This is a genomic window from Roseobacter cerffii, assembly GCF_054226325.1.
In genome coordinates, this window is the sequence record NZ_CM135757.1 from 2,539,874 (window position 1) to 2,561,736 (window position 21,863).

Genomic DNA, 21,863 nt, shown 5'->3' on the forward strand with positions numbered 1-21,863 from the left:
GTGAGACAATCGCGACCAGTCTCGCCTTGGTCTCGGTCGGTCTCGGTCTCATTGCTCCGCCCCTTCATCTTCAAGGTCTTCGAAATCGTCGTCAGAAATTGCCCCAGAGACGACTAGGCCCACTTGATCGGTGCCCACTTCCAGCACGCGCTTCTGCGCTAAGGACTTGAGCGCCCTGTTGAACGTGTCCTTCCGGTAGGCCACCTTCTCCGCAGATGAGACCGCCGCATCCGAAAGACACATCTCGCGAAGGGCCGATCTCTCGACATGCTCCGCACCGCTGGCCAGTTCTGCGAAGTTGGCCATGACCGCGTTTTCGGTCGGTGAGAGTCGAACCATTCGGGTCAGGGCGTCGGACGAAATCTCTTCGGCGAATGCCGACGTGATCGGGTCGCCGTCATCGTCATGGCCGAACTGGTGGACGCCAATGGTGAACGCGATGTCGAGGTCAATCGAACCGTTTCGGTTCTTGGTCAGGTGCCCCCGCACAATCCCGTTCTGGTCCTTGGCTTTGAGATGCAACGCCATGTCCAGCGCCCCGTTGAAGAGGCTATGACCGCGCGGCGTGTTCCCCTCAGCTTTGGTGCCGTGATGGACCAGAATGACCGCCGCGCCCCACTTGGTGAGCGCCCGAGCGACGGCCACAACGCGCCCCATGCCCTCGGCGCTGTTTTCGTCCATCCCAGGGAAGGCCATGGCCAGCGTGTCGATGACGATCAGACTCGGGCGCTGGTCCTTCACGGCCCGGCGCAGCGCCTTGAGGTCGGGCGAGTCTTTGCGGAAGAGGTCGGACACGCCACCAACCAGCTTGAAGCCGTCCGCCTCGCCATGCTCGGCCAGGAGCGCGCGGACGCGCCCCCGCATCCCGGCTTCATCCTCGGCGGCCACGTAGAACACGGGCGCAGCCTTGGTCCGCATCCCGAAGGTCTCGCGCCCCTGGGCGACGGCATAGGCGATGTTCGGGGCGATCAGGCTCTTGCCCGCCCCAGGATCGCCGAAGATGCACCCGATTTGGCCGGGGCCGATCAGCCCCTTGACCACATACCCGCGCCGCGCCTCATCCTCACATTCGCCGGGTGACATGAAGGTGAGCCCGCCGGTCTTGGTCTTGGCCGAGGGCTCAGGGATCGGCTGGCCGAGAATGAAGGCCGCCCATTGGTCCGGGTCTTTGAAATCCTCTTCGGTGCGCAGGTCTTCGAAATCGTCGTCGGTGACAGGCGGGTCCGGGGGATACCTTGGACTCAAGCGTCCGCTCTTTCGCCCGCTCTTGATCGTCGCCACGCAGGCTTCCTTACCGTCTTCCCGCAGGAGGCCGTTCGCGGCGCACGCCGCCAGGAGCCGATAGCCGATCTCCTGAGCGCCCAGGAGCCCCACGGCTTCGATACCGCCCAGGCGATGCGCCGCGCGGTTCAGGTCATGGTTGCGCCCGCCAGGCTCGGCGGCGGCCAGTTCGGCACAAACGTCGTCAAGCTCCTGACGCGCCCAGGCGAGGTCATTGTCGGTCGCATCGGGTGCCTGGGGGCTCGGGGCAAGCTCGGGCTCACGGCGCACCTGCCGAAGCGTCTCCGGCCATCCCGGCAGGCCGAGCAAGTCGTCGGCCAGGTGCGTGTCGAGGGCTTGGAAGATACCCGAGCCGTTGACCGCGCCGAGGGCGTGGACGTAGCCGCCATCGCCCCGCACGTCGAGGCCGGGGGCGATCTCCGACGCCGAGTTCCTGAGCCCCTTCGGGTGCTGGAAATAGATGTGCTCGCCCCCGCTCGGGGTCTGCACCCGCACATGGCTGAGGGCGTCCGGGTCGAGGCCGATCTTGCGAAGCTCGGCATAGCCGTCCTTCCCGTTCTTGCGGTCGATGTCCAAGACGCTCACGCCGCTCTTGGAGCCCGTCGGCATCGCGGGCATGGCGTCCGGCCACTTGCTCCACCAGCGCCGCACCTGGGCGTGATCGTCGGTTGCGGCGGTCTTCCATTTCACCAGGGGCCTGCGCTCCTGAGACACCGGAAAAACGGGGTATCCGGCCTCGGCCAGCTTGAGCGCGGCGGCCATGTTCGGGTTGTTTTTCGGGGGTTTAAGGGCTACAATTTCGGCCATATCGGCAATCCTTTCGGTTCATCGGTGTTCTGGGGGAGCGTCGTGTTTGCTGTCGCACGAAACACAGCTTGCCGCCGTTCCGATTGCACTCGGAGCGGCGGCTTTCATTTCAGGGATTCGAACTGTTATGATTCGACTGGACGCAGGAATCCTTGTCCACATTGTTGTCCACAATTTTGACAACGCAGATTCATAAGTGTCTGATATTGATATATTATTTAGATCGTCGTGAGCGCAGGAGCGGACTTCGTCTCCGCCATCTTCCATTTTGGCTAAAACCCTGAAAAAACCTAAATAGTTCAGATGCTTGCGGCGTTCGAACGCCCTCTTTTTTTGAGAGAAGATCAAACCGTATAAATGACGAGACACAAGACTACACGTTTGGTGATGATGCCGCCCAAGTCCTTGTTTTTCCAAAGCTCGTGGGTATTGACCAAGAACTTACAAGCGAGTTCGAACGACTCCTCAAAAAATGGGTACTTTTGACTGCTGCTTTGTTCGACCAGGTCCTGAGTGAGCAGCCTCTGTCGCTCCAGCTCGCCGATCTTGTCCTCAAGCGGTCAGTCTGCGCGTTGATCCTTCATCAAGCTTGCCTCGATCATGTCTATGATCTGAGGTTTAAGTCGTTCTGTCCGATCGGCTGCTCGATTGCGATGAACCGAAAGCGACAAGCATGAATTTCCGGGACTGTGCTTTATCAGTCTCGGATGTAAGTCACGCGACAGGTCGGCGCCGTTCCATCGTCGCAGCTGTGCTCGAACCTCATCTTTCAAAACCTCGTTCGTCCTTCTAGGCTCACGGAAGGCTTTGGGGGATAGCAATGGCGGACACAACGGACTTTGAAAAGATGGAGCGCGAGGGTTGGGGCAATCCTAACATCGCGAAAGGCTATGCGGATGGCTTCGCGATTGCCACTCATCTTGTGGCCAAGGGACTGGCAGATGCGGTATCTGCGGGAAGGGGCATGAACGTTCTCGATCTGTGTACAGGGCACGGCGTCGTTGCAGCGGAACTCGTGAAACGTGGATCAACCGTGACCGGGCTCGATTTTTCCGATGCAATGATCGCGCTTGCCCGAGCAGCTGTCCCTCAGGCTCAGTTTGTGCGTGGCGATGCGACGGCGATGTCCTTCGCGGACGAGGCCTTCGATGCTGTGACCATCGGTTTCGGCGTGCCGCATTTTCCAGACCCGGCCCTTGGTTTGATCGAAGTCGCACGCGTGCTGAGGCCCGGTGGACGGCTGGCATTTTCAATCTGGCACGGCAAGGGGTCTGACGGCGCGTTCGGATGGTTGTTTGATACCGTCGGGCGATTGGGTGACCCAACAGTTAGCTTACCAGACGGGCCGGACGCGCATCTTCTCGCCGATAATAAGATCGCGAAGGAAGTTACGGAAGCTGCGGGCTTTGTGGATGTAGAGGTCTTGGAGGTAAAATCTCAGCTCGAAGTTCAAAGGCCAGACGAGCTATTTGATGCATTTGACCGAGGCGCAGTCCGCGCCGCCTCCTTGCTCGGCGGGCAACCGACAGCTGCTCGGGACGCCATCCGAGCCGATCTCGCAGCGCGGACACGCACCGAAGGCCGGCAAGGTACAACTGGCTATCGTGTGGCTGCTCCATCCGTTATTGTTTCCGCTACTCGTGCTCAGGAATAATGACGATGATGTTGTGCCCCGGACATCGAAGGAACGCGGTGTCGAATGGTGAGAGGAGAGTTCGGCGGTTTCGATTGTCACTCATGTTCTGAAGCTGAATCACTGACCACTTCATTGACTGACATGATCCAATCGGGCCCAGTCATATCGCACTCTAAGGATGCGACCGCCCGCGCGAGGCACCCAGCTCAAATTCCGCCCAGGGCATTGGCGCAAGACAGATACGAAGGCAGATACAAAAGACACTGATCACATGATCTTCTCTGCTGGATTGCTGAAGGCGCCCAAGCTTGCGCTCGCCTTCTTCGATCCGGCCTTGCTCAACAACACGACAAAACCCTGCCGATAGCAGCTTTGTGAAGCTTTGCATCTTGCCAGTTTGAGGTCAAAGGACACTATGATGGTCGACTAAAAAAAGAGATGCGACACTGGTGACAATCAGACAGAAACTCTCCCGCCGCAGCGTTTTGGGCGGGCTCATGCTAAGCTCCGCGCTGACACCCAGTGTGCTGATCGGACAGACTGCAGCACAGGCTCAGACGCCGTTTTCCTTCGACGGGCTGAAACGTGACATGAAGGCGCAGGCTGCCATTCCGGACACGCCGCCCAAACCGCTTGGCAGTTTTCTGGGAGCGCTGAGCTACGACGACTATCGCAACATCTACTTCCGTCCGGAAGCTGCCACCTGGGCCGAGACCAATACTCGTTTTCGTCTGGAGGCCTTCCATCCCGGCTGGTTGTTCCAGGAACCGGTCAGACTCTACGAGATCATTGATGGCAAAGCCCGCCCGCTGACCTTCAGCACTAGAGATTTCGAGTATCGCAATGAAGTCGGTGAGAAGGTCCCCGAGAATGTCTCGCTCCCGGGTGTGGCGGGCCTCAAGATCAACACACCTTTGAACACCGTCGAAACCTATGACGAACTGATTACCTTTCTCGGAGCCAGCTATTTCCGGGCGCTCGGCGCCGGCAACAGTTATGGGCTCTCGGCACGTGGATTGGCATTGAACACATGGCAAAGCGGGCCTGAGGAGTTTCCGCGGTTCACGGCCTTCTGGATTCAGCAGCCAGCCACCGAAGACAGCGCAATTGAAGTCTATGCCGCGATGGACAGCGCCTCCTTGACAGGCGCGTACCGCTTTGTGATCGCCCCCGGCGCGGATACGGTCATCGATGTCGAGGCCGAACTCTATTTTCGCGAAACCGTCGCGCACTTGGGTCTCGCGCCGCTGACCTCAATGTTCTACTTCGCGGAGCATTCCGAACGGCGCTTCGATGATTTTCGCCCGCAGGTGCACGACAGCGATTTGCTTCGCATGGTGCGGGCCTCGGGCGATGTGCTGGTGCGCCCCCTCAACAATCCGCCGCGCGTCTCGAACTCATTTTTCGCGGATGACGAGATCATCGAGTTCGGTCTGGTTCAGCGGGACCGAGACTACGAAGCCTATCAAGATGCCGGTGCGCAGTATCACAACCGACCTTCAGTGATGGTCGACCGCGTGGGCGACTGGGGTCCGGGCAAGCTCCGTCTCATCGAGATTCCGGCGGATTTGGAGATTGACGACAACATCGTCCTTCTATGGGTCCCCGATGCTGCCCCGCAAGCGGGCGAGACACGCAACTACCGCTACCGCATGCATTGGGGGGCGCTGCCGGCGGATGGCGGCGGCGAGCTGGCGTATGTGCAAAGCACCCGCACTGGTGTTGGAGGGGCATCCGGCGTTCCCGTGGACAATCCCAATCTGCGGAAATTCGTTGTTGATTTCGAGGGCGGCGCTCTGGGTGGCCTTGACCCGGAGGCCAAGGTATTTCCGGTGGTGACCGCCTCTTCGGGTGAGATATCCAATACGGTTCTGCACAAGATCGAGGCCGCAGAAAATCGATGGCGGCTCTTCTTCGACATTGACGGGCAAGAGGCTGATTTGATCGAACTGATGGCGCATGTTGCTGACAATGAGCGCAAACTTTCGGAGATTTGGCTTTTCCAGTGGATGCGGCCGCCGTCAGCGTCTTCGGCGAATTGATCCGCTGATCATTTTTCGAAGAGACGAAACCACGCGATCAATTCGCATGCGCCGCACCATTTGTTTTCCATCTCATTATCCCAAAAAATGACCCCTTTTGGGTGGCGTTGTGCAGGATCTTGCCCCCGACAATCAGGTCGGGCCAATCAGGTCGTGCCGACCAAGTCGCGCAGCCAGATGCCAAGCTGTGCTGCAGAGCGGACGGCCTCGGGATGATCATGGCGGATAACGCTGTTCGGCATCCCTGCATGAGTGGCATCGGCTGGGTCCTGCACGATTGTCTGACCTCCCAAGTCGTGAATGACCTGCGCACCGCGCATCCCGTCTTTCAGCATCCCTGACAGGACAACCGCGATCCCGTGTTCTCCATATTCCGCCGCGAGTGTCATGAACATGGCATCTATGGATGGCCGAAATCCGGATTCTTGAACCACTTCCGAGAGCTGGATACGGCCGTTTCGAAACAACGCGTGCCGTGCGCCGGGCACGACGTAGATCCATCCCGGCTCAAGCAGATCACCATCTGTAATCTTCTTGATCTTAAGGGAACTATATCCGCTCAGGATTTCTGTTAGCTGTGAAGATGGTTCGCTGTGCACTCCGATCACGATCGGCGCCGCAAAGCCCTTTGGCAACTCGGCGATGAGTTCTCGGATGGCAGTGAGACCCCCGGCTGAAGCACCGATCGCGACGACGTATCTCTCTCGATCCTGATGCCTGTCCTGCACTTTCACTTCTCTCATTGGGTCACCGTCGATCACGCACGGCTTGCCGCAATGGCAGATGTGCTCGCAGGCACAGTACCTTGGCGGTTGCTCTTAGTCTGCATCAGATGCGCAAGACATCTGAGATTGTTTTATCGTCGTGAGTCTCCGTCTGCTCGGCGTCCCCTTTCAAACTACAATGCCAAGGCAGGAGCCGGGAAGCGTTTTGCTGTGGTTGCCAAGGAAGTCAGAAGTCTTGCAAGTCGCGTTGGCGGTGCTGCAACACAAATAGATGAGTTGATCAGCGAAGGTCAAAACGCTCTTCAGAGAATGAAGGATGACCGTTAAATCATTGATAGACTGACGGCACGTCGGTTGCTGCCTACGCTCTACCGCAGATAAATGGCGCAGGCGATGTGTCCCTTATTGCACCAACAGTTGGACGCCTCCTTGGCGGCATGTGTCGTGCGTCCAAAGCGACGTGGTCTCCGATTAGCAGCGATCTTCGGTTAAAACCTTCAATGCTCTGACGGGCCGCACCACCCTGGCTGGTGAGGGCAACTGGTTTGTGATACCGTAGATTTCGGCTCAACTTATCAAAGGCTTAACCGCAGGCTCGGCGACGAGAGGTGGGCCTCACCACGTCCAAGTCTACCGATGGTACAGTGATGCAGAAAACCAAAGGCAAGCGACAACACATCATGGAGATCGCCCGCACTGGGATCCTCGATAAGGGGTTCGACGCGACGTCCATCGAAGAGATCGTCGCGGCAGCGGACATCACGAAAAGCGGATTCTACTATCATTTCCCGGACAAGAACGCCCTCGCCCGCGCTTTGCTTGAGGACTACATCACTGACACGGATGACCTTCTGGACCGCCTCTTTGGACGCGCGGCGGACCTCAGCGAAGATCCGTTAGAGCGTGTCCTGATCGGTCTGCAATTGTTCGCGGAAGCTTACGACTCAATGGAACACGGCCACCCCGGATGTCTGATCGCGGCTGCTGCCTACCAGGACCGGCTTTTCGACGCCTCCGTCCGCAACCTGTACCGGGACGCTATGCTCCGCTGGCGGGCCAAGTTTCGCGCCTACCTGGAAGAGGTCGCGAAGGTATACCCACCCAAAGTGCAGGTCGATTTTGACGAGCTTGGGGATCTGCTTTGCACAACCGCACAGGGCGGGATCGTTTTGAGCAGGGCTATCGACAATTGGAAGATAGCGCCGGCGCAAATCAGACTGTTGCGGACACATCTTCGATTGATGTTCTCTGATGTACCGGGTGCGCGCTGAAAAAGGGGGCATGGAAACTGCGCGGCAAAGAACGCCGTCATAGGTGGCAGCGAACGCTAATAGTGGCTCTTGCAAAGGCCGCACCGTTCGCAGGATGAAAGCTAGTCATCCCCAATATTCGAGCAGGCAGCAAATGGCAGACATGCGGTCTGCAAACAGGGAACGCTTTCCAGCGACGCTGAAGCAAAACAGCGCTTCGCCAACAATGACTAGGACTAGCTCTCAGCCAATCCCATAAGCCCCTCGAGAAGGCGTTTCATCTCACGGTCATTCAGGGGCTTGTTCGCAAAGAGAGCCTCTGGGAATTTATCCATGATTGGAATGTCCTTGCTGTAGGCGGTGAGAAAGGCAAAGGGCACCTTTAGCCGCGTCAACTCCTCCGCAATCGGCTCGCTGGTGGCCCCCGATCCCAGATTGACGTCCAGAATTGCGGCCTTCGGCGTTTCGCCGAGCAATACTTCAAGCGCGCTATCTACACTTTTGCAAGGGCCCAAGGTCTCAAAGCCTTCTCCGGCGACAGACATGCAGATGTCCATTGCCAGAAGTAGCTGGTCTTCGACCACGAGTATCGCTGAACGTTCCTGTTTCATCACACTGTCAATTCAAGACCAGCCGATAGACGGCGCCGCCAGCTTCCCCCCGGTAGGTGGATCTGCCATTCAACTCGTGTGGCCAGATGCTGCACAATAGCATGCTGCCGAAGCCTGTGGCCGGGAGATCCCCAATGTCCGTATTCAGGCCGCCCGTCTCTCGCCATTCAAACTGCTTTGACGCTCCGTTCTCTCGCCCTGAGAGCTCAACCGACCCATCGGGGCTGCCGAGCGCACCATATTTGATCGAGTTGGTCGCAAGTTCATAAATCGCCATCGATGATGTCAGGACATACTGTTCTGGGATTAATATATCGTGCTCCCAGTTTGCTTTGACCTGATGCGTTTCACCGATGACGCTGTCCAAAACGCTTTCGCACACATGCGACAACCAAACGTCCTGCCAATCGTTGGATCGAAGCAGCTCTTGTGCTTGTGACAGCGCATGAACCCGACCTGTGATAGCGTTGGAATAGTCTTCCACAGACGAATGATGCGTCTTTGAGCGTTGGACCACCGAGCCAACGATCGCGAGCGTGTTCTTCAAGCGGTGTTGAAGCTCACGCAGCAGAACGTCATTGCGAAGCTGTGCGGTCTTGCGTGTTGTGATGTCTTCGACGGTTCCGACCAGCCGGATCGCCTCGCCGTTCTCAAAGAGGGTCCGCGCTTTCGCTCTGATCCAGGTCTCTGGCTGATCCGCGCGCTCAACCAGGCGATACTCGATATCCATCTCGCCAGGGCCGTTTGGATCAAGCGCCTTTTCGGTTGCGCGGTTGTGATAGTCGCGGTCCTCTGGATGAACTTTTGAGATGACGTAATCGTAGTCAATCACATCTCCAGGTCTCGCGCCCCAGAGTTCACGAACCCTGTCGTCCCAGAACGCTCTTGCGGTTTTAGGCTCGAACTCAAAGACACCAAAATTGGCTGCTTCCAGTGCGGCAGCATTCCGTCGATGCTGATCGTCTTTGATCTCGAGGTAGTCTGATGTCATGGCTCACCGCTCGGAAAACGACAGTTGGAGTTTAGCATACCGAGTTGGCATAGATATTGACTATTTGCGCTGTCTGTTAACTTTGTGCGCCTGGAATCTGGGAAGCGCGGCCTGGCGCTGGAGGGCTGCGGACTTATGGTCATGTGGGCTGTCACGGTCAGACCAAGGCCAGTCTGGACGGCGTAGCGATCCAAGGATTTCACCACGGCCGCGCTGTGCTGTTTCGATGATGCCCTCAAAGGGCAAGGAATGACTGCGGCCGCGACCAGGCTGTCCAGGCCGACCGCTGCTCCGTGCCACTGACTGTATACTCAGGACCATCATCGCTTTGGCTATGCGCCGAATGATTGGTTCGAAGGGCTACGCCGTCGCATCCCGACCCATCGGCGAACGGCACCAAAGAGCTGTCCACGCCCAGATATCGCGTTGCGCCAAGCTCGGCTGTGAGTTCGAACCCAGCACTGCTGCGTCATGAATGACCGCTACCGCTCGCTCGCTGAATGGGAACGCGGAACAACCGCCTTACGATAGAGATGCCACGTGGCGTGACCCAGAATTGGCAGGACGAAGATCAATCCGATGAATAAAGTGAGCACCCCAAACCCCAGAAGGCCGACAACAATTGCGCCCCACGCCGCAACTGTTCGCGGGTTGCGTTTGGCAACATTCAGAGATGTCACGACAGCGACCGGTAGACCGACACGCCGATCGATCAGCATAGGAAAGGACACACAGCTGATCGCGAGCACAACCGCCGCAAAGACAAAGCCAATAGCACTGCCAATCGTGATCATCAGCCAGCCCGGCACCGTCGTTAGCGCTTCTTGCAGGAAGATGGACGCAGACGCCGGAGCCTCAGGGCCCAGGGTCAGGGCGTAAACGAAATGGGCGAAGATGATCCAAACCAGAAAGATTGTGGCGAGCAGTCCGCTCAACACGAGGATGGGCAGGATTGATGGCGACCCAATCACGCAGAAGCCGTCCCACCAACTGGTCTTGACGCCCAGTTCCCGGCGTCGGCTCATCTCGTAGAGCCCAATGGCAGCCACAGGACCCAAAAGTGCAAAACCTGATATCAGCGGGAAGATCAGATATAGGTTCTGATTGTTCAGGGCGAACCAAACCATAAAAAGACCGATCACGGGGTAGATGAAGACAATGGAAAATACGTCGGTTCGCAGCGCTAGAAAGTCGGCTTTGCCTTCGCTCAACGCCTCTTTGAGATGTGACACGTCGATTTCTCGGAGCTCGACCTGACCGTCATCGGCGCCGCCGAGTTCCTGCACACCTGAACTGACGCCTTGTGCGCCCCCGCCGAATGCCTGGGCCATCCAAGATAGCGGGTTGCCGATTGTCCGAACCATGAGCTTCCTCCTTGGCTTGCGCCCGAACATGGAGATGGATTTCAGTGGTCTTTGACGTGTCCCGTACTGGCATTATAGCACAAAAATCGTGGATTGTCGCGGAGCAGCAAGCTGAGCTGGAGCTCAGGTGCAGTTCACCGGCTTGGCGCGCGTATTGGGCATTGATACCCTAGGCAGATGAAGAATATGGCGCCGCTCCTTGGTTTGATCGAGAAGACCTGCTTTCAGGTTGCCGCTCACGGCCTCTCGCGCCTCCGGCGCCGGGAGATGGCCGCCGAGCTGCGTCGGCTGCAGCAGTTACCAAGAAGTCGCAGCTACCTGGAAGTCGGTGGATTCATGACCGCTCTCTTCATGCTTTCGATCATTGCCGCAGGATTTGGCTGGATCACGTTTGGCGCCTTCCTTCTCATCGCAATTGTCGTTTTCCGGTAGCCTGCGTCAGCCTGCCGCATAGCTGACGCAATGCGTTGCAAATCCAAAGAATTTCAGGCGTATACCAATGTATGCCATTGAATTATAATAATAATTTTAATCCAAATCATGCAACCGAGCGTAAGCCGAATATCAGCAAACATGGAGAACTCGATGGGAACTTTGATGACTGTCCTCGCATTTGGCACCGTTGGTTTCGTTGCGGTGTTTGCATACATGAATGCCCGAGCAACGGAGCGTCTGAAAGACGATCCGGCGCACAAACCGTCCACTCTGTGCTCTAAAAGCGGCCATTGGCAAACCGCCCGCCCATAGCCGCGAGATGGTCACCGATGGTTCCTTCGTTTCCGGACGTGACCGGTCGTGAGGGTGCGGCAAGCGCCCTCACGACCACTTGACCCGGTCGGACAGCTACCGGTGTCGCGACATAAATCGGAAACGCGATAGAAATTAGGTGGGCGAGCGAGACGCTAGGCTGCACGGCCTGCAGGCAAGGCTGCGTATCGTCGCTGAAGACGCCCGACTCGTGGTTGAATAAATTTCGCAGAGAGAGATTGCGAGAGAAGAGACACCTCCCAATGGCATTTCACCAGGTCGGTTCGAGACCAGCTCGATCATCCAGATGACCAGAATTGGCAATGTCAAAAGCCGCAAGTTTCGCGAGAAGTGCGTTCAAGCACAAGTGCAGCGTATCGAGGTCGGCAAAGGGTCGTCCTTACGAAACCGCTAGCTTGGGTCCAAGCGGATGATGCCATGCTCCGGACTCCAAAACTATCGAGTGACCGCAACGCCGAAGAACGCAATCCGCTGCTACGACTTTGGCCCCAACTGCTCTCCAGCCAGTAGCCAGCGGTCAGCTCTACGGACCAATACCGCTGTACCACGTCCCGAGCCCGAAGCTTGACGTCCTTCAACGACGCCAGTCCAATGAAACTCAAAATTGTAAGCGGCTGCGTCCGCCGTTTCGGCTAGCCAGTGAACGTTTTCAATCCGGTACTCTTCACCCTTTATCGTACTGAAGTTGTGTTGATATGCCGCCCTGATCGCGTCTTTCCCCGCATGAAGTGATCCATTTGAAAAGATCACTATCGCGTCGTCACTGATAAGCGGCGCAACGGAGGTCCAATCTTGGGTTCCGAGGGCCGTTTCGTACTCTTTGACGAAGTCTTTCGCAGACATTGAGACTTCCAACACTGGGATGCTGACAAGTAGACGTGGCCATTTAACATCGCGGCAACCAAACTCTACCGCTCAACCGTAGTTCGTGAAAGTCTGCGTTACCAACCCCGGGGCTGCGCGTCGTTCTCGCGGATGCAGCGGTTGGCGGGTGAGGTGACGCTGCGCCGCGTCCGAGCCGGGTGCAATGACCGGCAACTTAGGATGTTGGTCTCTTGCCGTCGGATTTGATCTGTTTCGAATTAGGGCCAATCCGTTTTCAGACCTCTACAACCAGTTTGACGACAGTTTGGCTGACTGGAACTGTTCTAAGGATGCTTCTGGGCGCTCGCGCGCTATCTCCACGATAATCCGAAGATGAGGTATCTAGAGATGGCAAGAAAAACGCGTTCGTTTGCAGTGGTTGGTCTGGGCACGTTCGGAAGCACTGTCGCTCGAGAGCTGGCGCGGTTCGACAATGATGTGATCGGCATCGATATCGATGAGAAGCTGGTATCGGCGCATGCGCAGGACCTCACCCAGGCGCTGATACTGGACGCACGGGAGGATGGGGCACTGCGTGAAGCGGGGCTGGACTCAGTGGATGTCGCGCTCGTTGCTATCGGCGCTGATATCGAAGCGAGCATCTTAACGGCCATCAACCTGAAGACCGTTGGCGTCGAGACGATTTGGGCCAAGGCGATATCAAAGAACCATCATCGGATCCTGGCCCGGCTCGGTGTCGACAGAGTCATTCACCCGGAGAAGGAGATAGGGCAACACATCGCGCAAGTTTTGCACAACCCTCTGGTTCGGGACTACGTGAGTCTCGGCAACGGCCAACATGTCGTCAACTTCCGGGTGCCGGAGAGCCTCCAGGGCAAGGCGCTGACCGAACTGCCGCATGGCAACAAGTACAACCTACGCTGCATTGGGGTCATGCGCGGCTCGAAGTTCATGGGGCATGACGGCACGGATTGCGATCTGGAGGCAGATGATCTTCTGTTGCTGCTCGGAGCACGGCAGGGTCTTCGGCAATTCGCGGACAGCCTCTGATGGCGGGCCGGTCTCCCGGCTTCTACCTGTCGCTGAACAGGCGGCGGGTGAGTCCACCGGCTGTCCTCGCGGTCATTTATGCGACGTTCATTTTCGTTGGCGCCATCGTGTTGTGGCTACCGGTGAGCAATTCGGGGACGGTCACGTTCAGCGATGCCCTGTTTACCGCGGCCTCTGCCGTCACAGTGACGGGCCTTGTCGTTGTCGATACCGGCTCCGATTTTACCCTGATCGGCCAAGTCGTGATCGCACTGTTGATCCAGGTTGGTGGCCTGGGCCTGATGACTTTTGCGGCGCTCTTGCTGACGATGTTGGGATTGACCATCGGCATGCCGCAGCGCCTGGCACTTCGGGAGGAGTTGGGGCAAACGGGCCTCGGCGAACTCGGCGCCCTCGTCCGCGTGGTCATTCTCGTGGCGTTTTCGGCGCAGGCCATTGGCACGTCTGCCCTCATGTTGGTTTTCGTTCCCGAGTTCGGCTGGGCGGCGGGGTTCTGGCAGTCGCTCTTTCACGCGATATCGGCGTTCAACAACGCCGGTTTTTCCCTGTTTTCAGACAGTTTGAGCCGATATGTCGCCGACCCGATCGTCAACATCACCATCACAGCTCTCTTTATACTCAGTGGCTTGGGCTTCGTGGTGCTGGCTGACATCAACAAGCGGCGCCGATGGTCCAAGCTGAGCTTGCATAGTAAGCTGATGTTGTCTGGCACGGCTTTTCTGATCCTGTTCGCATGGGCACTGTTTGCAATCCTCGAATGGGCAAATCCGGCGACCCTCGGAGGGCTGGACAGCACGGGCGCCCGGCTCTGGGCCAGCTGGTTTCAGGCCGTCACACCGCGCACTGCCGGGTTCAACACGCTCGACTATGCGGAGATGTCCGACAGCACGACGATCATGACGCTTGCCTTGATGCTCGTGGGCGGAGGGCCGTCCTCAACAGCGGGCGGCATCAAGGTGACCACAGTCATTGTTCTTGCGCTTGCGACCCTCGCCTTTTTCAGACGTCAGGAGCGGTTGCATATCTTCGGGCGCAGCCTTGGCATCTCGGAGGTGATGAAGGTTCTTGCACTGACCGCTTTGTCCATCTTTCTGGTGCTGACGGGCCTGTTTCTGGTGTCGCTGACTTTTGAAGGCAGTTTCATCGATCTGGTGTTCGAAGTCTGCTCGGCGTTTGGCACGGTCGGTTTGTCGCGTGGCGCCACTGGGCAGCTGGATGATTTCGGGCGCCTGGTCATTATCGGAATAATGTTTGTCGGGCGATTGGGTCCGCTGACGATGGCATTCCTGCTTGCGACCCAGACGGCGCCAAAGCTTCGCTATCCGGAAGGCAAGGTATTCTTGGGCTGAACTGGAAGGCTGCCCGCGCACTTTCGCCCGTTAAAGGCTTACAAATGCTGTGGTTTTTTGCACCAATCTTGAGGCGTGCCACCGGCAGGCGTGCGTGGCCACCGACATCAGAGGACTGCTTTTGTCTCGCACTAGGGTGAATGCAATGCCGCTTTGAGGCGCGTCAGCCGTCTGCGCCCAAAACGGCGGCAGCGCCCTTCGAGGAGATCGCCAGCCCGCACCGACGTCGAGTTTGGTCACCTCCTCTCGACATCGCGCATGCGGGGAGCATGAACGTGGGTGCGAATGAGGAAGGCCGCTGCGGCGCCGGCGAGGGCACCAAAAAGGTGTGCTTCCCACGAAACACCCGGTTGCCCAGGGAGCACGCCCCAGATGATGGAGCCATAGAGCAAGCCAACCAAAACCGCCGCTACCAGCGTCACCGGTGACCGATCCACAAGGCCGCGTGCAACCAGAAACCCGAACCACCCGAAAATCAGGCCGGATGCGCCGATGTGGATTGCGGGGCTTCCGAGCAGCCAGACAAGTGCGCCGCTCAAGCCGACAATGACCCCGTTCACGGCGAGCAGCGCGCGGGTCGCCGTCGCGGCCAGCAGAGACCCCATAAGAAGCAACGGCGGCGTATTCGACATCAGATGCGGAAAGCTACCATGCAGGATCGGCATGCCGAGAATGCCGTCGAGTCCGGCGATCTCTCGTGGGATAAGACCAAAGGCAATGTTCAGGCGATAGCCCATCACCCAATTGAAAGCTTGTATTACCCAAAGCACGCCAACGAATACCGCAAGAGCGGACAGCCGGATCAACAGAACGCGCATGTACTTTGGACCAATCACCCGCGAGAGGGTAAGCCCGCGTTGGGCACGATCAAGAGATTTCTGGTCAGATGTGTCAGCCGCGACGGCGAAGGGAACAGAGTTCACATCGGTCTGCCCCTGCCTCCTCTGGATGTTAAATGCGCTGCGAACAGCGCAAATGTGAATCATGGTCGGGACATTTCGTGGCATGTCGATGGAACGCTTCGTCTCGCGAGCGTCCATTCTCCAAACCTTCACGGAGCCTCATGCGGCGATACGTCCGAGGTCGGTGATCAGCTGACAAAACTGGATGCCGTGAGCAGAATGATGTCTGCTTTAGACAATCAGGATCAACTCGCCTTTCGGATAACGATGTCCGAACCCACTTTGACATATTTGAACGCAACCGCGAATGGAACGACACTCGCGTAGAGGATCATGGCCAGCCATATCGGACCTTGAGGCTGCCCGGTCGCATCAAGGATCGCTCCCGCTGCGGGGGGCGTGGCAAGCATGATAGCGTAGTAGATCGTGAAAAAGACGCCCATTCCGAAGGCCCGGACCTCTGGTCGCAGGGCGAGGCCGGCCAGCGCCATGATAACACCCGCGGGCGCCATCCCAACCAGTCCGAAGAGTAGGCTCGCCGCAAGCCCTGCGCCCGGGTAACTCAGCAACCAAAGGGCAATCACTGCGCCCGTCATGCACAGCGTCAGAACAAGATTGCGACAACCAAACCGGTCGACAATCTTACCACAAAGCGCACCTGAGACGATCATCAGCCAACTCCCGACACTTATGACTGTCGCTGTGGCAGTTGCTGACTGTCCCAGGTCCTCCAAAACCTTTGGGCCGAACGACAAATACGTCACATAAGCCGCGTTGAAGGCGCCCCAGGCCCCTGCGGCACAGAACACCAAAAGCCATTCTTGCCGGGTCAGATACACCGCGTCGCTTGACTTTACAGAAAGCGGAGTGTTGGGACTACGGTAGAAGAAAAAAACACCAGCCGCTGCGAGAAGACAATAGACCGATGCGACCTGAAACGGCACCCGCCAGCCATGGATGTCGGCCAGCCAAGCATGCCCCACTTGCCCCATCGCGATGCCGAAGGGCCAAGACATGACGAGGATGCTCATAGCGGTCGCGATCTCGCGCCCTTCGAACCAGTCGGCCACCATCTTGGTGAAATAGAGATTGATGATGAGAAACCCGATACCTGCGATCACACGTCCAATGCCGATACTGGTGCTGCCGCCTGCAAGCGCAGAGACAAGCCCGCCGACGGCCAAGGCTAAAAGCCCCAGAAAAGCCATATCGCGATCAGAAATCAATCGCCCGACGTAGCCTGCGGGAAGCGCCAGGATTAGCCCCGGCGCCATGAAAAGCCCTATCAGCAGGCCAATACTCGCGTAGTCCAGCCCAAAGGCGACGATCAGACTGTCGCCCACGGAGGCCAGCGTCTGAAACTTAAAGCCCATCCCGACCCGGGCACAAAACAGCAAGGCCAGGATCCGCCAGCGCATTACGCCCAACCAAGCCCCCGCAGCGCCTGCACATCGTTCCAAATCTTGGTCATATGGACGATCTTGTCGCCGTCGAATTGCATGACATAGGCGTATTCGGACACCACGGCCTTGCCGGTCGGCGCGATCGGCCCGCCCGGTCCTGTCTGGGTGCCATGGAATTCGGCGGTTGCCACAGCGGTGCCACGAGCCTCATCCATCGCAAACGAAGTGAGCGCGTAATGCCCGTCAGGCACTGGGGTCAGCAAGCCCTTCATCCACTCGCAATAGTCTGCGAGCGTCTTGATCTCAGCGAGCGTGTCAGCTTGGCATGCGAAGCTTGCGCCGTCCGTGCACCAGGTTCGGCAGACCTCCCATCCCTTGCCGGTTTCGCAGGCGTCAAAGAAGGTTTGTGCGATTTCGAATTGTGTCACGGCGCTATCCTTTGTGCATGTGCTCGTTCAAGGCTTACGCGATCTGCCTTGCGCCGCATATCGGGCAGATGCGGTAATTTCTGAGATGGCTCTGCAGTACTCGCCTACAGCATCTGCGGGATTGTTCGGTTGTCGGCTTTTGATAACGTCGGAAGTGCACGACGGATGGATCCTTGCAGATGATCGACGAGACCGACCTGAGCCCAAGAGAGCGGCAGATTGCCGAGCGCTACGCCGCTGGATGCAGCTACCAGGAGATCGCGGCCGACTTGCATATCGCGCCATCCACCGTGCGGACGCATCTGGCCACGATCTATCGCAAGCTTGAAGTGTCATCCAAGGTCGAGCTGGCCAGCCGCCTCAATGGTGCCGCCACCCGGCGCAGCGAGGTGGACCACGCCGCCATTATCTCCGAACTCGCGCTAAGCCTAGAAGAGGCGTTGAGCCGCGAAAAAGCGTTGAACGAAGTCTTGCGGATCATTGGCGCGTCTCAGGGAGATCTGCACTTGGTCATGCCAGCGATCCTGCACTACGCTCTGGATCTCTGCGATGCAGAGTTTGGCATACTGTTTGAATACCGAGACAAACAGAGGTTCCGAGCGAGTTTTACGCTCGGTATCCCGGCTGCCTTTCAGGGCTGGCTGGATGACAGTGGCACGTTCGGCGTGAGTCATCAGACCGGGCTTGGCAGGATGATCGCGCAACGCGCCGCGATAAACATCATGGATGTGAAATCAGAGGCGCTCTACCGCACGGACGACCCGTTGCGCTTCGCCACGGCGGACTTAGGTGGCGCCCGATCCTTTGTCGCGATCCCGATGCTGGCCGCGGACCGGCTTGTCGGCGCCTTCACGATCTATCGGCAGTCGGTGCGCCCGTTCTCGGAAGATGCGCTCAGGTCAGCACAGATGTTTGCCGCGCAAAGCGTGATCGCCTTGGAAAACGCTCGTCTCATCGGCAACAGCGAACGCCAATAGTGGCCTTTGCGATGGATGCACCAACCGCGCGACCGACCCTGATCCACGTTCCGATTTCGCGCTTGTTGCGCATGCACGTCATGCCAGCTGCGGATACAGCATCCGGCACGTCAGGCAGAGGGCCAGTTTGGGATCCCCTCGTCTATACCCCGTGAGTACTGCCGTCTTTCTCCCACCAATCAATAAAACTCTCTCCCAGACCGATGTCTCAAGATCAAAGCTCCAGCAGCTTGATCAAGAACGAATAAAAACAAGCGAAGGTGATATAGATCAATGAACTGACGCCAATGAGCGACAAGGCTTTGTGACCAAACAGGTTGGCCGGGGGTGCTCGCAACACCCCCGACCGGCCACAAGAAGACCCCATTGGTGTAAGGACATTTCACATGGCGCCTATCATTCTGCGCGCGCTGCGTTTTCTGATCAACTTCGCCGTTGTGGCCGGCGGATTTGCGCTCTCCTTTTGGTTTCTGTCGAAGATGCCACCGGTGTTCGAATGGCTTGAAAGCTGGTTCTAAACGGGCCCCGCCGCGTCACATGGGTGCGTTGCCCCGCGCGGGTTTCCGCAAAAGTCGATCCACGGCACCTCGGCGGTTGCGGTGTCTTGGCTGCGGTCAACCAAGCGGAACCGTCAAGTGCCTGCTGACATCAGCCAGCCGACCCAACTGGTCCGACACCAGGGGCGAGCGCATAGCTCATGATGTCTGCGTCGCCGCCAAAGTCGACGGTTCGGTGTCGGCGCTTGACCCCGGTGGGTATTGATCCGATACGACGCCAGCAGGCACGACCACCCCAAGGTCCAGTGCTGACTTGAGCGCCTCGCCCAAGACCAGCCAATTCGGTTGAGTTGCACTCACAGGCTCGGGCCGAATTAGAATGGATACCAAAGGACGCCAATTGATGGACGAAATCGCATTTGTTCGTTTGTCGGAAATCGAGCCCGCTGAGATTGCGGCGCATATGTCGGATCCAAGGGTCGCGGAGCACATGCCGCTTCTGACATCCAAGTGGGACGCCAAGGCCGCGGCAGAGTTTATCGCCAAAAAGGAAGCGTGTTGGGCATGCGACGGCCTCGGGCACTGGGCGTTTTTGTTGGGCGACCGATATGTGGGCTGGGGTGGCTTTCAGAAAGAAGAGGATGAATGGGATTTCGGCCTGGTGCTAAAGCCCGAGTATTTTGGCCTTGGAGCGCGCATTTCGAGAAAGGCGATTGGTTTTGCCATGGGCGATGAACGCATTCCCTTCATAACGTTTCTATTGCCGCCATCTCGAAAGCACCTGGGCGCACTCGGACGGCTTGGCGCGCGGCAAGTCGGTGGGATCGAGTACAACGGTGTGAAGTTTCTCAAATTCCGCCTTGAAACTCGATGACCGCGACGTCTGCAAACCTTCAGTTCGCGCCGCCTGACATTTTGCGCTTGCGGCCAACGTCGGCAACTACTGACGTTGAGCGCCCCGCCTAGCGTGCTGCCAGCTCGCTGCGCAGCGCTTTCCGCAGCAGCGGTGCGGTTTCATGTACCCATGGTGGTTCATTGTTTCGAACAATCAGCCAGAACTTTGCGCCTTCCTTCCAAAAAGTGGCGTCGATCAATCCGGCTTCCTTCTTGTCTCTCTTGAAGTGCCAATGAACGGAGTTGGGGTACTTTACGCGCGAATAGCTTCCGATATGCGAAATGTACAATCCCGTCGCCATTGCGGCGCGCTCTACAACTCCCAGCATTTTTTCCTTCGTCATCTCATCGTCAATGCTGATCTCAAGATGATAAGACTTTCGTTGTTTCACCATGCTCTAGCCTTTCACAGAGTTTACGCGCAGCCGATTAGATGCGGGTGGGTTAAGAGTTTTAAATTGAGTGAGGGCGGATGATCATACACGGCACAAAAACGATGGTTAGGGTAGACCAGCTAGACGGCAAGACGTCAGACCTGCTGCGCAATTTTTATGGCCGCGAACTCCGGTACCCCTTCATACCGCCCAGTTGTGAAGCAAGCCACCGTAAGGGAATCGGGTCTGTCCGGGAAGTGGTAGACCGCGTGGACACTGAACGGCCCTCCTTCCGAGTGCCCGATCGCTCGTCCGGCTTCGCCCACGTCGCCGGACATCAGGCCAGCCCCGCTGTTTTTCGCTTCTGCAAAGAGGCGCGCAAGCCGGCGTTGCCCAAGGTCGCTCGCAACGTGGAGAAGATCTGCCGTATAGCCCGCGCCTTGCTCGGCCAGGTCGACCGCGAAGATCTCTGCGTCAGATATTCCGGTTACCAGAAGCGGCGTGTCTCGCCCTTCTGCATCTTTGAAGAGTGCAAGTGTAACCCCTTGGTTCATCGGCAGTATCGTTGGGACAATGGGTTCAGATTCGGCTGAAATCGGATTGATGCGGTCCGGGTCTTCCCCAGTCAAGAGGATAAAAGCCACAAGGACCAAGCCAACCAAAAATCGGTGTGTAGTAAATGGGTTTCATATCGTTTCTCCCAACGTGTCAGAATGGATCGGGTGAGGTTTGTCGCCGTAATTCAGAAGCGAAAGAGGACGCCGGTCGAGATCTCGGTCTGGGAGTCGTCGAAAGAAATCGGGCTGTTTTTCGCATCGCTCAGCAGTTGGGAATGCTCGACACCGAGGAACAGCGCGGTGCGGGGTATGAGCTCGTAAGACGCCTGCAATTCGATCCCTACGCGCTCGAAGCCGGAAACTGCGTCATAAGCGAAAAGGACGAGCTGACTGCTTCCTGAGCGCTAACGCCGTAGAACGCATCGGCGTACGACCCGTCGGACCAAACCACGAAGGGCATCAAGCCAAGCTGCAATCGGTCTCCGAGTTGCCGGCTGAAGGCCGCGCCAACGATCGCACGGGCGCCCTCATGTCCGTCGCTGCTGATCCCCCGATTAAGTTCGATTTCAATCGCAGCAGTGCCGAGCTCAAACTCCAAGCGCGCAGATATCAACGCGCCCGCTTCAACATCCCACAAATCGGTCAAGCGCGCGTCGTCCTCTGCCAGCCTCACATCAAAATCGTAGCCAATGGCAATGCTGACCGACACATCCCGCGGACCGGCATTTCTTATCGCGTAGAAGCCGAGCCCGCGCTCGTTCAGAAAGTAACGATCACGCCATGTCAGGCTGATGATCGGAATGAGATCTGTGGTGGTGTTGTCGGACCCCGCAAACTCCGGACTGGAGCTTACGCCGATCCCAATGACGCCTGACAGGTCCCGCCCGGCTTCATTTGCAAGAATCTGCTGCCCGTAGAGCGCTGCGAAGAGGAGCGCGCTGTGGAACAGCGGCGACGTCTTGTAGTGTCCCGGCATAGGAACGTCTTCTTCTCAATGTTTGATTTACGTGGTGTCTCGTCGATGTGGCTGACACGTCGACAAAGAGCTGGCAGCGAATGGCTTTGAAAAGCGCGTGTTCTTGAAGTGCGGGCAGAAATCTGCAAGCGGTACGTGACCAGTCGCAAACGGTCT

At 57.7% G+C, this 21,863-nt stretch carries 20 protein-coding genes and 1 pseudogene; 9 read left to right on the plus strand and 12 right to left on the minus strand.

Annotation, left to right across the window (positions count from 1 at the left end; translation table 11 throughout):
- Window positions 1-48: 48 nt before the first annotated feature.
- Window positions 49-2,088, minus strand: coding sequence for an AAA family ATPase (locus ACVC7O_RS12315; protein ID WP_458322423.1), 2,040 nt, complete (start codon window positions 2,086-2,088; stop codon window positions 49-51).
- 820 nt (window positions 2,089-2,908) lie between these two features.
- Here ACVC7O_RS12315 and ACVC7O_RS12320 point away from each other — a divergent pair.
- Both ACVC7O_RS12320 and ACVC7O_RS12325 read left to right on the plus strand, forming a co-directional pair.
- Window positions 2,909-3,742, plus strand: a complete 834-nt coding sequence (locus ACVC7O_RS12320) for a class I SAM-dependent methyltransferase (protein WP_458322424.1) — start codon at window positions 2,909-2,911, stop codon at window positions 3,740-3,742.
- A 431-nt stretch (window positions 3,743-4,173) separates the two neighbouring features.
- Window positions 4,174-5,766: a glucan biosynthesis protein gene (locus tag ACVC7O_RS12325; protein WP_458322425.1), complete on the plus strand. Its 1,593-nt coding sequence runs from the start codon at window positions 4,174-4,176 to the stop codon at window positions 5,764-5,766.
- A gap of 146 nt (window positions 5,767-5,912) precedes the next feature.
- Here the strand turns inward: ACVC7O_RS12325 and ACVC7O_RS12330 are convergent, their stop codons facing one another.
- Window positions 5,913-6,509: a chemotaxis protein CheB gene (locus ACVC7O_RS12330; RefSeq protein WP_458322426.1), complete on the minus strand. Its 597-nt coding sequence runs from the start codon at window positions 6,507-6,509 to the stop codon at window positions 5,913-5,915.
- 629 nt (window positions 6,510-7,138) lie between these two features.
- On the opposite strand from ACVC7O_RS12330, the gene ACVC7O_RS12335 reads away from it, so the two are divergent.
- The gene (locus tag ACVC7O_RS12335; RefSeq protein ID WP_458322427.1) at window positions 7,139-7,762 is read left to right on the plus strand and encodes a TetR/AcrR family transcriptional regulator; all 624 of its coding nucleotides are present in this window, start codon (window positions 7,139-7,141) and stop codon (window positions 7,760-7,762) included.
- Window positions 7,763-7,977: 215 nt separating this feature from the next.
- Here the strand turns inward: ACVC7O_RS12335 and ACVC7O_RS12340 are convergent, their stop codons facing one another.
- From ACVC7O_RS12340 to ACVC7O_RS12350, 3 genes are all read right to left on the minus strand, one after another.
- Window positions 7,978-8,352, minus strand: a complete 375-nt coding sequence (locus ACVC7O_RS12340) for a hypothetical protein (protein WP_458322428.1) — start codon at window positions 8,350-8,352, stop codon at window positions 7,978-7,980.
- 7 nt (window positions 8,353-8,359) lie between these two features.
- Window positions 8,360-9,343 (minus strand): sensor histidine kinase, encoded by a 984-nt coding sequence (locus tag ACVC7O_RS12345; protein WP_458322429.1) that lies wholly within the window; start codon window positions 9,341-9,343, stop codon window positions 8,360-8,362.
- A 482-nt stretch (window positions 9,344-9,825) separates the two neighbouring features.
- The gene (locus ACVC7O_RS12350) at window positions 9,826-10,707 is read right to left on the minus strand and encodes a DUF2189 domain-containing protein (protein WP_458322430.1); all 882 of its coding nucleotides are present in this window, start codon (window positions 10,705-10,707) and stop codon (window positions 9,826-9,828) included.
- 186 nt (window positions 10,708-10,893) lie between these two features.
- Between ACVC7O_RS12350 and ACVC7O_RS12355 the strand changes: the two genes are divergently transcribed.
- Window positions 10,894-11,139: a hypothetical protein gene (locus tag ACVC7O_RS12355; RefSeq protein WP_458322431.1), complete on the plus strand. Its 246-nt coding sequence runs from the start codon at window positions 10,894-10,896 to the stop codon at window positions 11,137-11,139.
- 810 nt (window positions 11,140-11,949) lie between these two features.
- Here ACVC7O_RS12355 and ACVC7O_RS12360 read toward each other — a convergent pair.
- Window positions 11,950-12,318: a YybH family protein gene (locus ACVC7O_RS12360; RefSeq protein WP_458322432.1), complete on the minus strand. Its 369-nt coding sequence runs from the start codon at window positions 12,316-12,318 to the stop codon at window positions 11,950-11,952.
- 369 nt (window positions 12,319-12,687) lie between these two features.
- Between ACVC7O_RS12360 and ACVC7O_RS12365 the strand changes: the two genes are divergently transcribed.
- Together ACVC7O_RS12365 and ACVC7O_RS12370 are read left to right on the plus strand one after the other, a co-directional pair.
- A complete protein-coding gene (locus tag ACVC7O_RS12365) occupies window positions 12,688-13,350 on the plus strand; it encodes a potassium channel family protein (RefSeq protein ID WP_458322433.1) in 663 nt (220 codons plus the stop codon).
- The gene (locus tag ACVC7O_RS12370; RefSeq protein ID WP_458322434.1) at window positions 13,350-14,699 is read left to right on the plus strand and encodes a TrkH family potassium uptake protein; all 1,350 of its coding nucleotides are present in this window, start codon (window positions 13,350-13,352) and stop codon (window positions 14,697-14,699) included. Before ACVC7O_RS12365 ends, ACVC7O_RS12370 begins: the two co-directional genes overlap by 1 nt.
- Window positions 14,700-14,935: 236 nt before the next feature.
- Here ACVC7O_RS12370 and ACVC7O_RS12375 read toward each other — a convergent pair whose 3' ends face one another.
- The 3 genes from ACVC7O_RS12375 to ACVC7O_RS12385 all read right to left on the minus strand — a co-directional run bounded on the left by ACVC7O_RS12375 (window position 14,936) and on the right by ACVC7O_RS12385 (window position 17,432).
- The gene (locus ACVC7O_RS12375) at window positions 14,936-15,739 is read right to left on the minus strand and encodes a rhomboid family intramembrane serine protease (protein ID WP_458322435.1); all 804 of its coding nucleotides are present in this window, start codon (window positions 15,737-15,739) and stop codon (window positions 14,936-14,938) included.
- A gap of 107 nt (window positions 15,740-15,846) precedes the next feature.
- The gene (locus ACVC7O_RS12380; protein ID WP_458322436.1) at window positions 15,847-17,019 is read right to left on the minus strand and encodes an MFS transporter; all 1,173 of its coding nucleotides are present in this window, start codon (window positions 17,017-17,019) and stop codon (window positions 15,847-15,849) included.
- Window positions 17,019-17,432 carry an ester cyclase gene (locus ACVC7O_RS12385; protein WP_458322437.1) on the minus strand — a complete coding sequence of 138 codons (414 nt, stop codon included), beginning with the start codon at window positions 17,430-17,432 and terminating at the stop codon, window positions 17,019-17,021. The genes ACVC7O_RS12380 and ACVC7O_RS12385 overlap by 1 nt, the downstream gene beginning before the upstream one ends.
- Window positions 17,433-17,611: 179 nt before the next feature.
- Here ACVC7O_RS12385 and ACVC7O_RS12390 point away from each other — a divergent pair, with 179 nt between their 5' ends.
- The 3 genes from ACVC7O_RS12390 to ACVC7O_RS12400 all read left to right on the plus strand — a co-directional run bounded on the left by ACVC7O_RS12390 (window position 17,612) and on the right by ACVC7O_RS12400 (window position 19,780).
- The gene (locus ACVC7O_RS12390) at window positions 17,612-18,409 is read left to right on the plus strand and encodes a LuxR C-terminal-related transcriptional regulator (protein ID WP_458322438.1); all 798 of its coding nucleotides are present in this window, start codon (window positions 17,612-17,614) and stop codon (window positions 18,407-18,409) included.
- A gap of 386 nt (window positions 18,410-18,795) precedes the next feature.
- Window positions 18,796-18,927, plus strand: a complete 132-nt coding sequence (locus ACVC7O_RS12395; protein ID WP_458322439.1) for a hypothetical protein — start codon at window positions 18,796-18,798, stop codon at window positions 18,925-18,927.
- Between the two features lie 382 nt (window positions 18,928-19,309).
- Complete coding sequence (locus ACVC7O_RS12400) at window positions 19,310-19,780, plus strand: GNAT family N-acetyltransferase (protein ID WP_458326085.1); 471 nt, start codon at window positions 19,310-19,312, stop codon at window positions 19,778-19,780.
- Between the two features lie 88 nt (window positions 19,781-19,868).
- Here ACVC7O_RS12400 and ACVC7O_RS12405 read toward each other — a convergent pair whose 3' ends face one another.
- From ACVC7O_RS12405 to ACVC7O_RS12415, 3 genes and pseudogenes are all read right to left on the minus strand, one after another.
- Window positions 19,869-20,195 carry a hypothetical protein gene (locus ACVC7O_RS12405; RefSeq protein ID WP_458322440.1) on the minus strand — a complete coding sequence of 109 codons (327 nt, stop codon included), beginning with the start codon at window positions 20,193-20,195 and terminating at the stop codon, window positions 19,869-19,871.
- A 134-nt stretch (window positions 20,196-20,329) separates the two neighbouring features.
- A complete protein-coding gene (locus ACVC7O_RS12410) occupies window positions 20,330-20,818 on the minus strand; it encodes a hypothetical protein (RefSeq protein ID WP_458322441.1) in 489 nt (162 codons plus the stop codon).
- A 98-nt stretch (window positions 20,819-20,916) separates the two neighbouring features.
- Window positions 20,917-21,707: pseudogene (locus ACVC7O_RS12415) on the minus strand (MipA/OmpV family protein).
- Window positions 21,708-21,863: the final 156 nt, after the last annotated feature.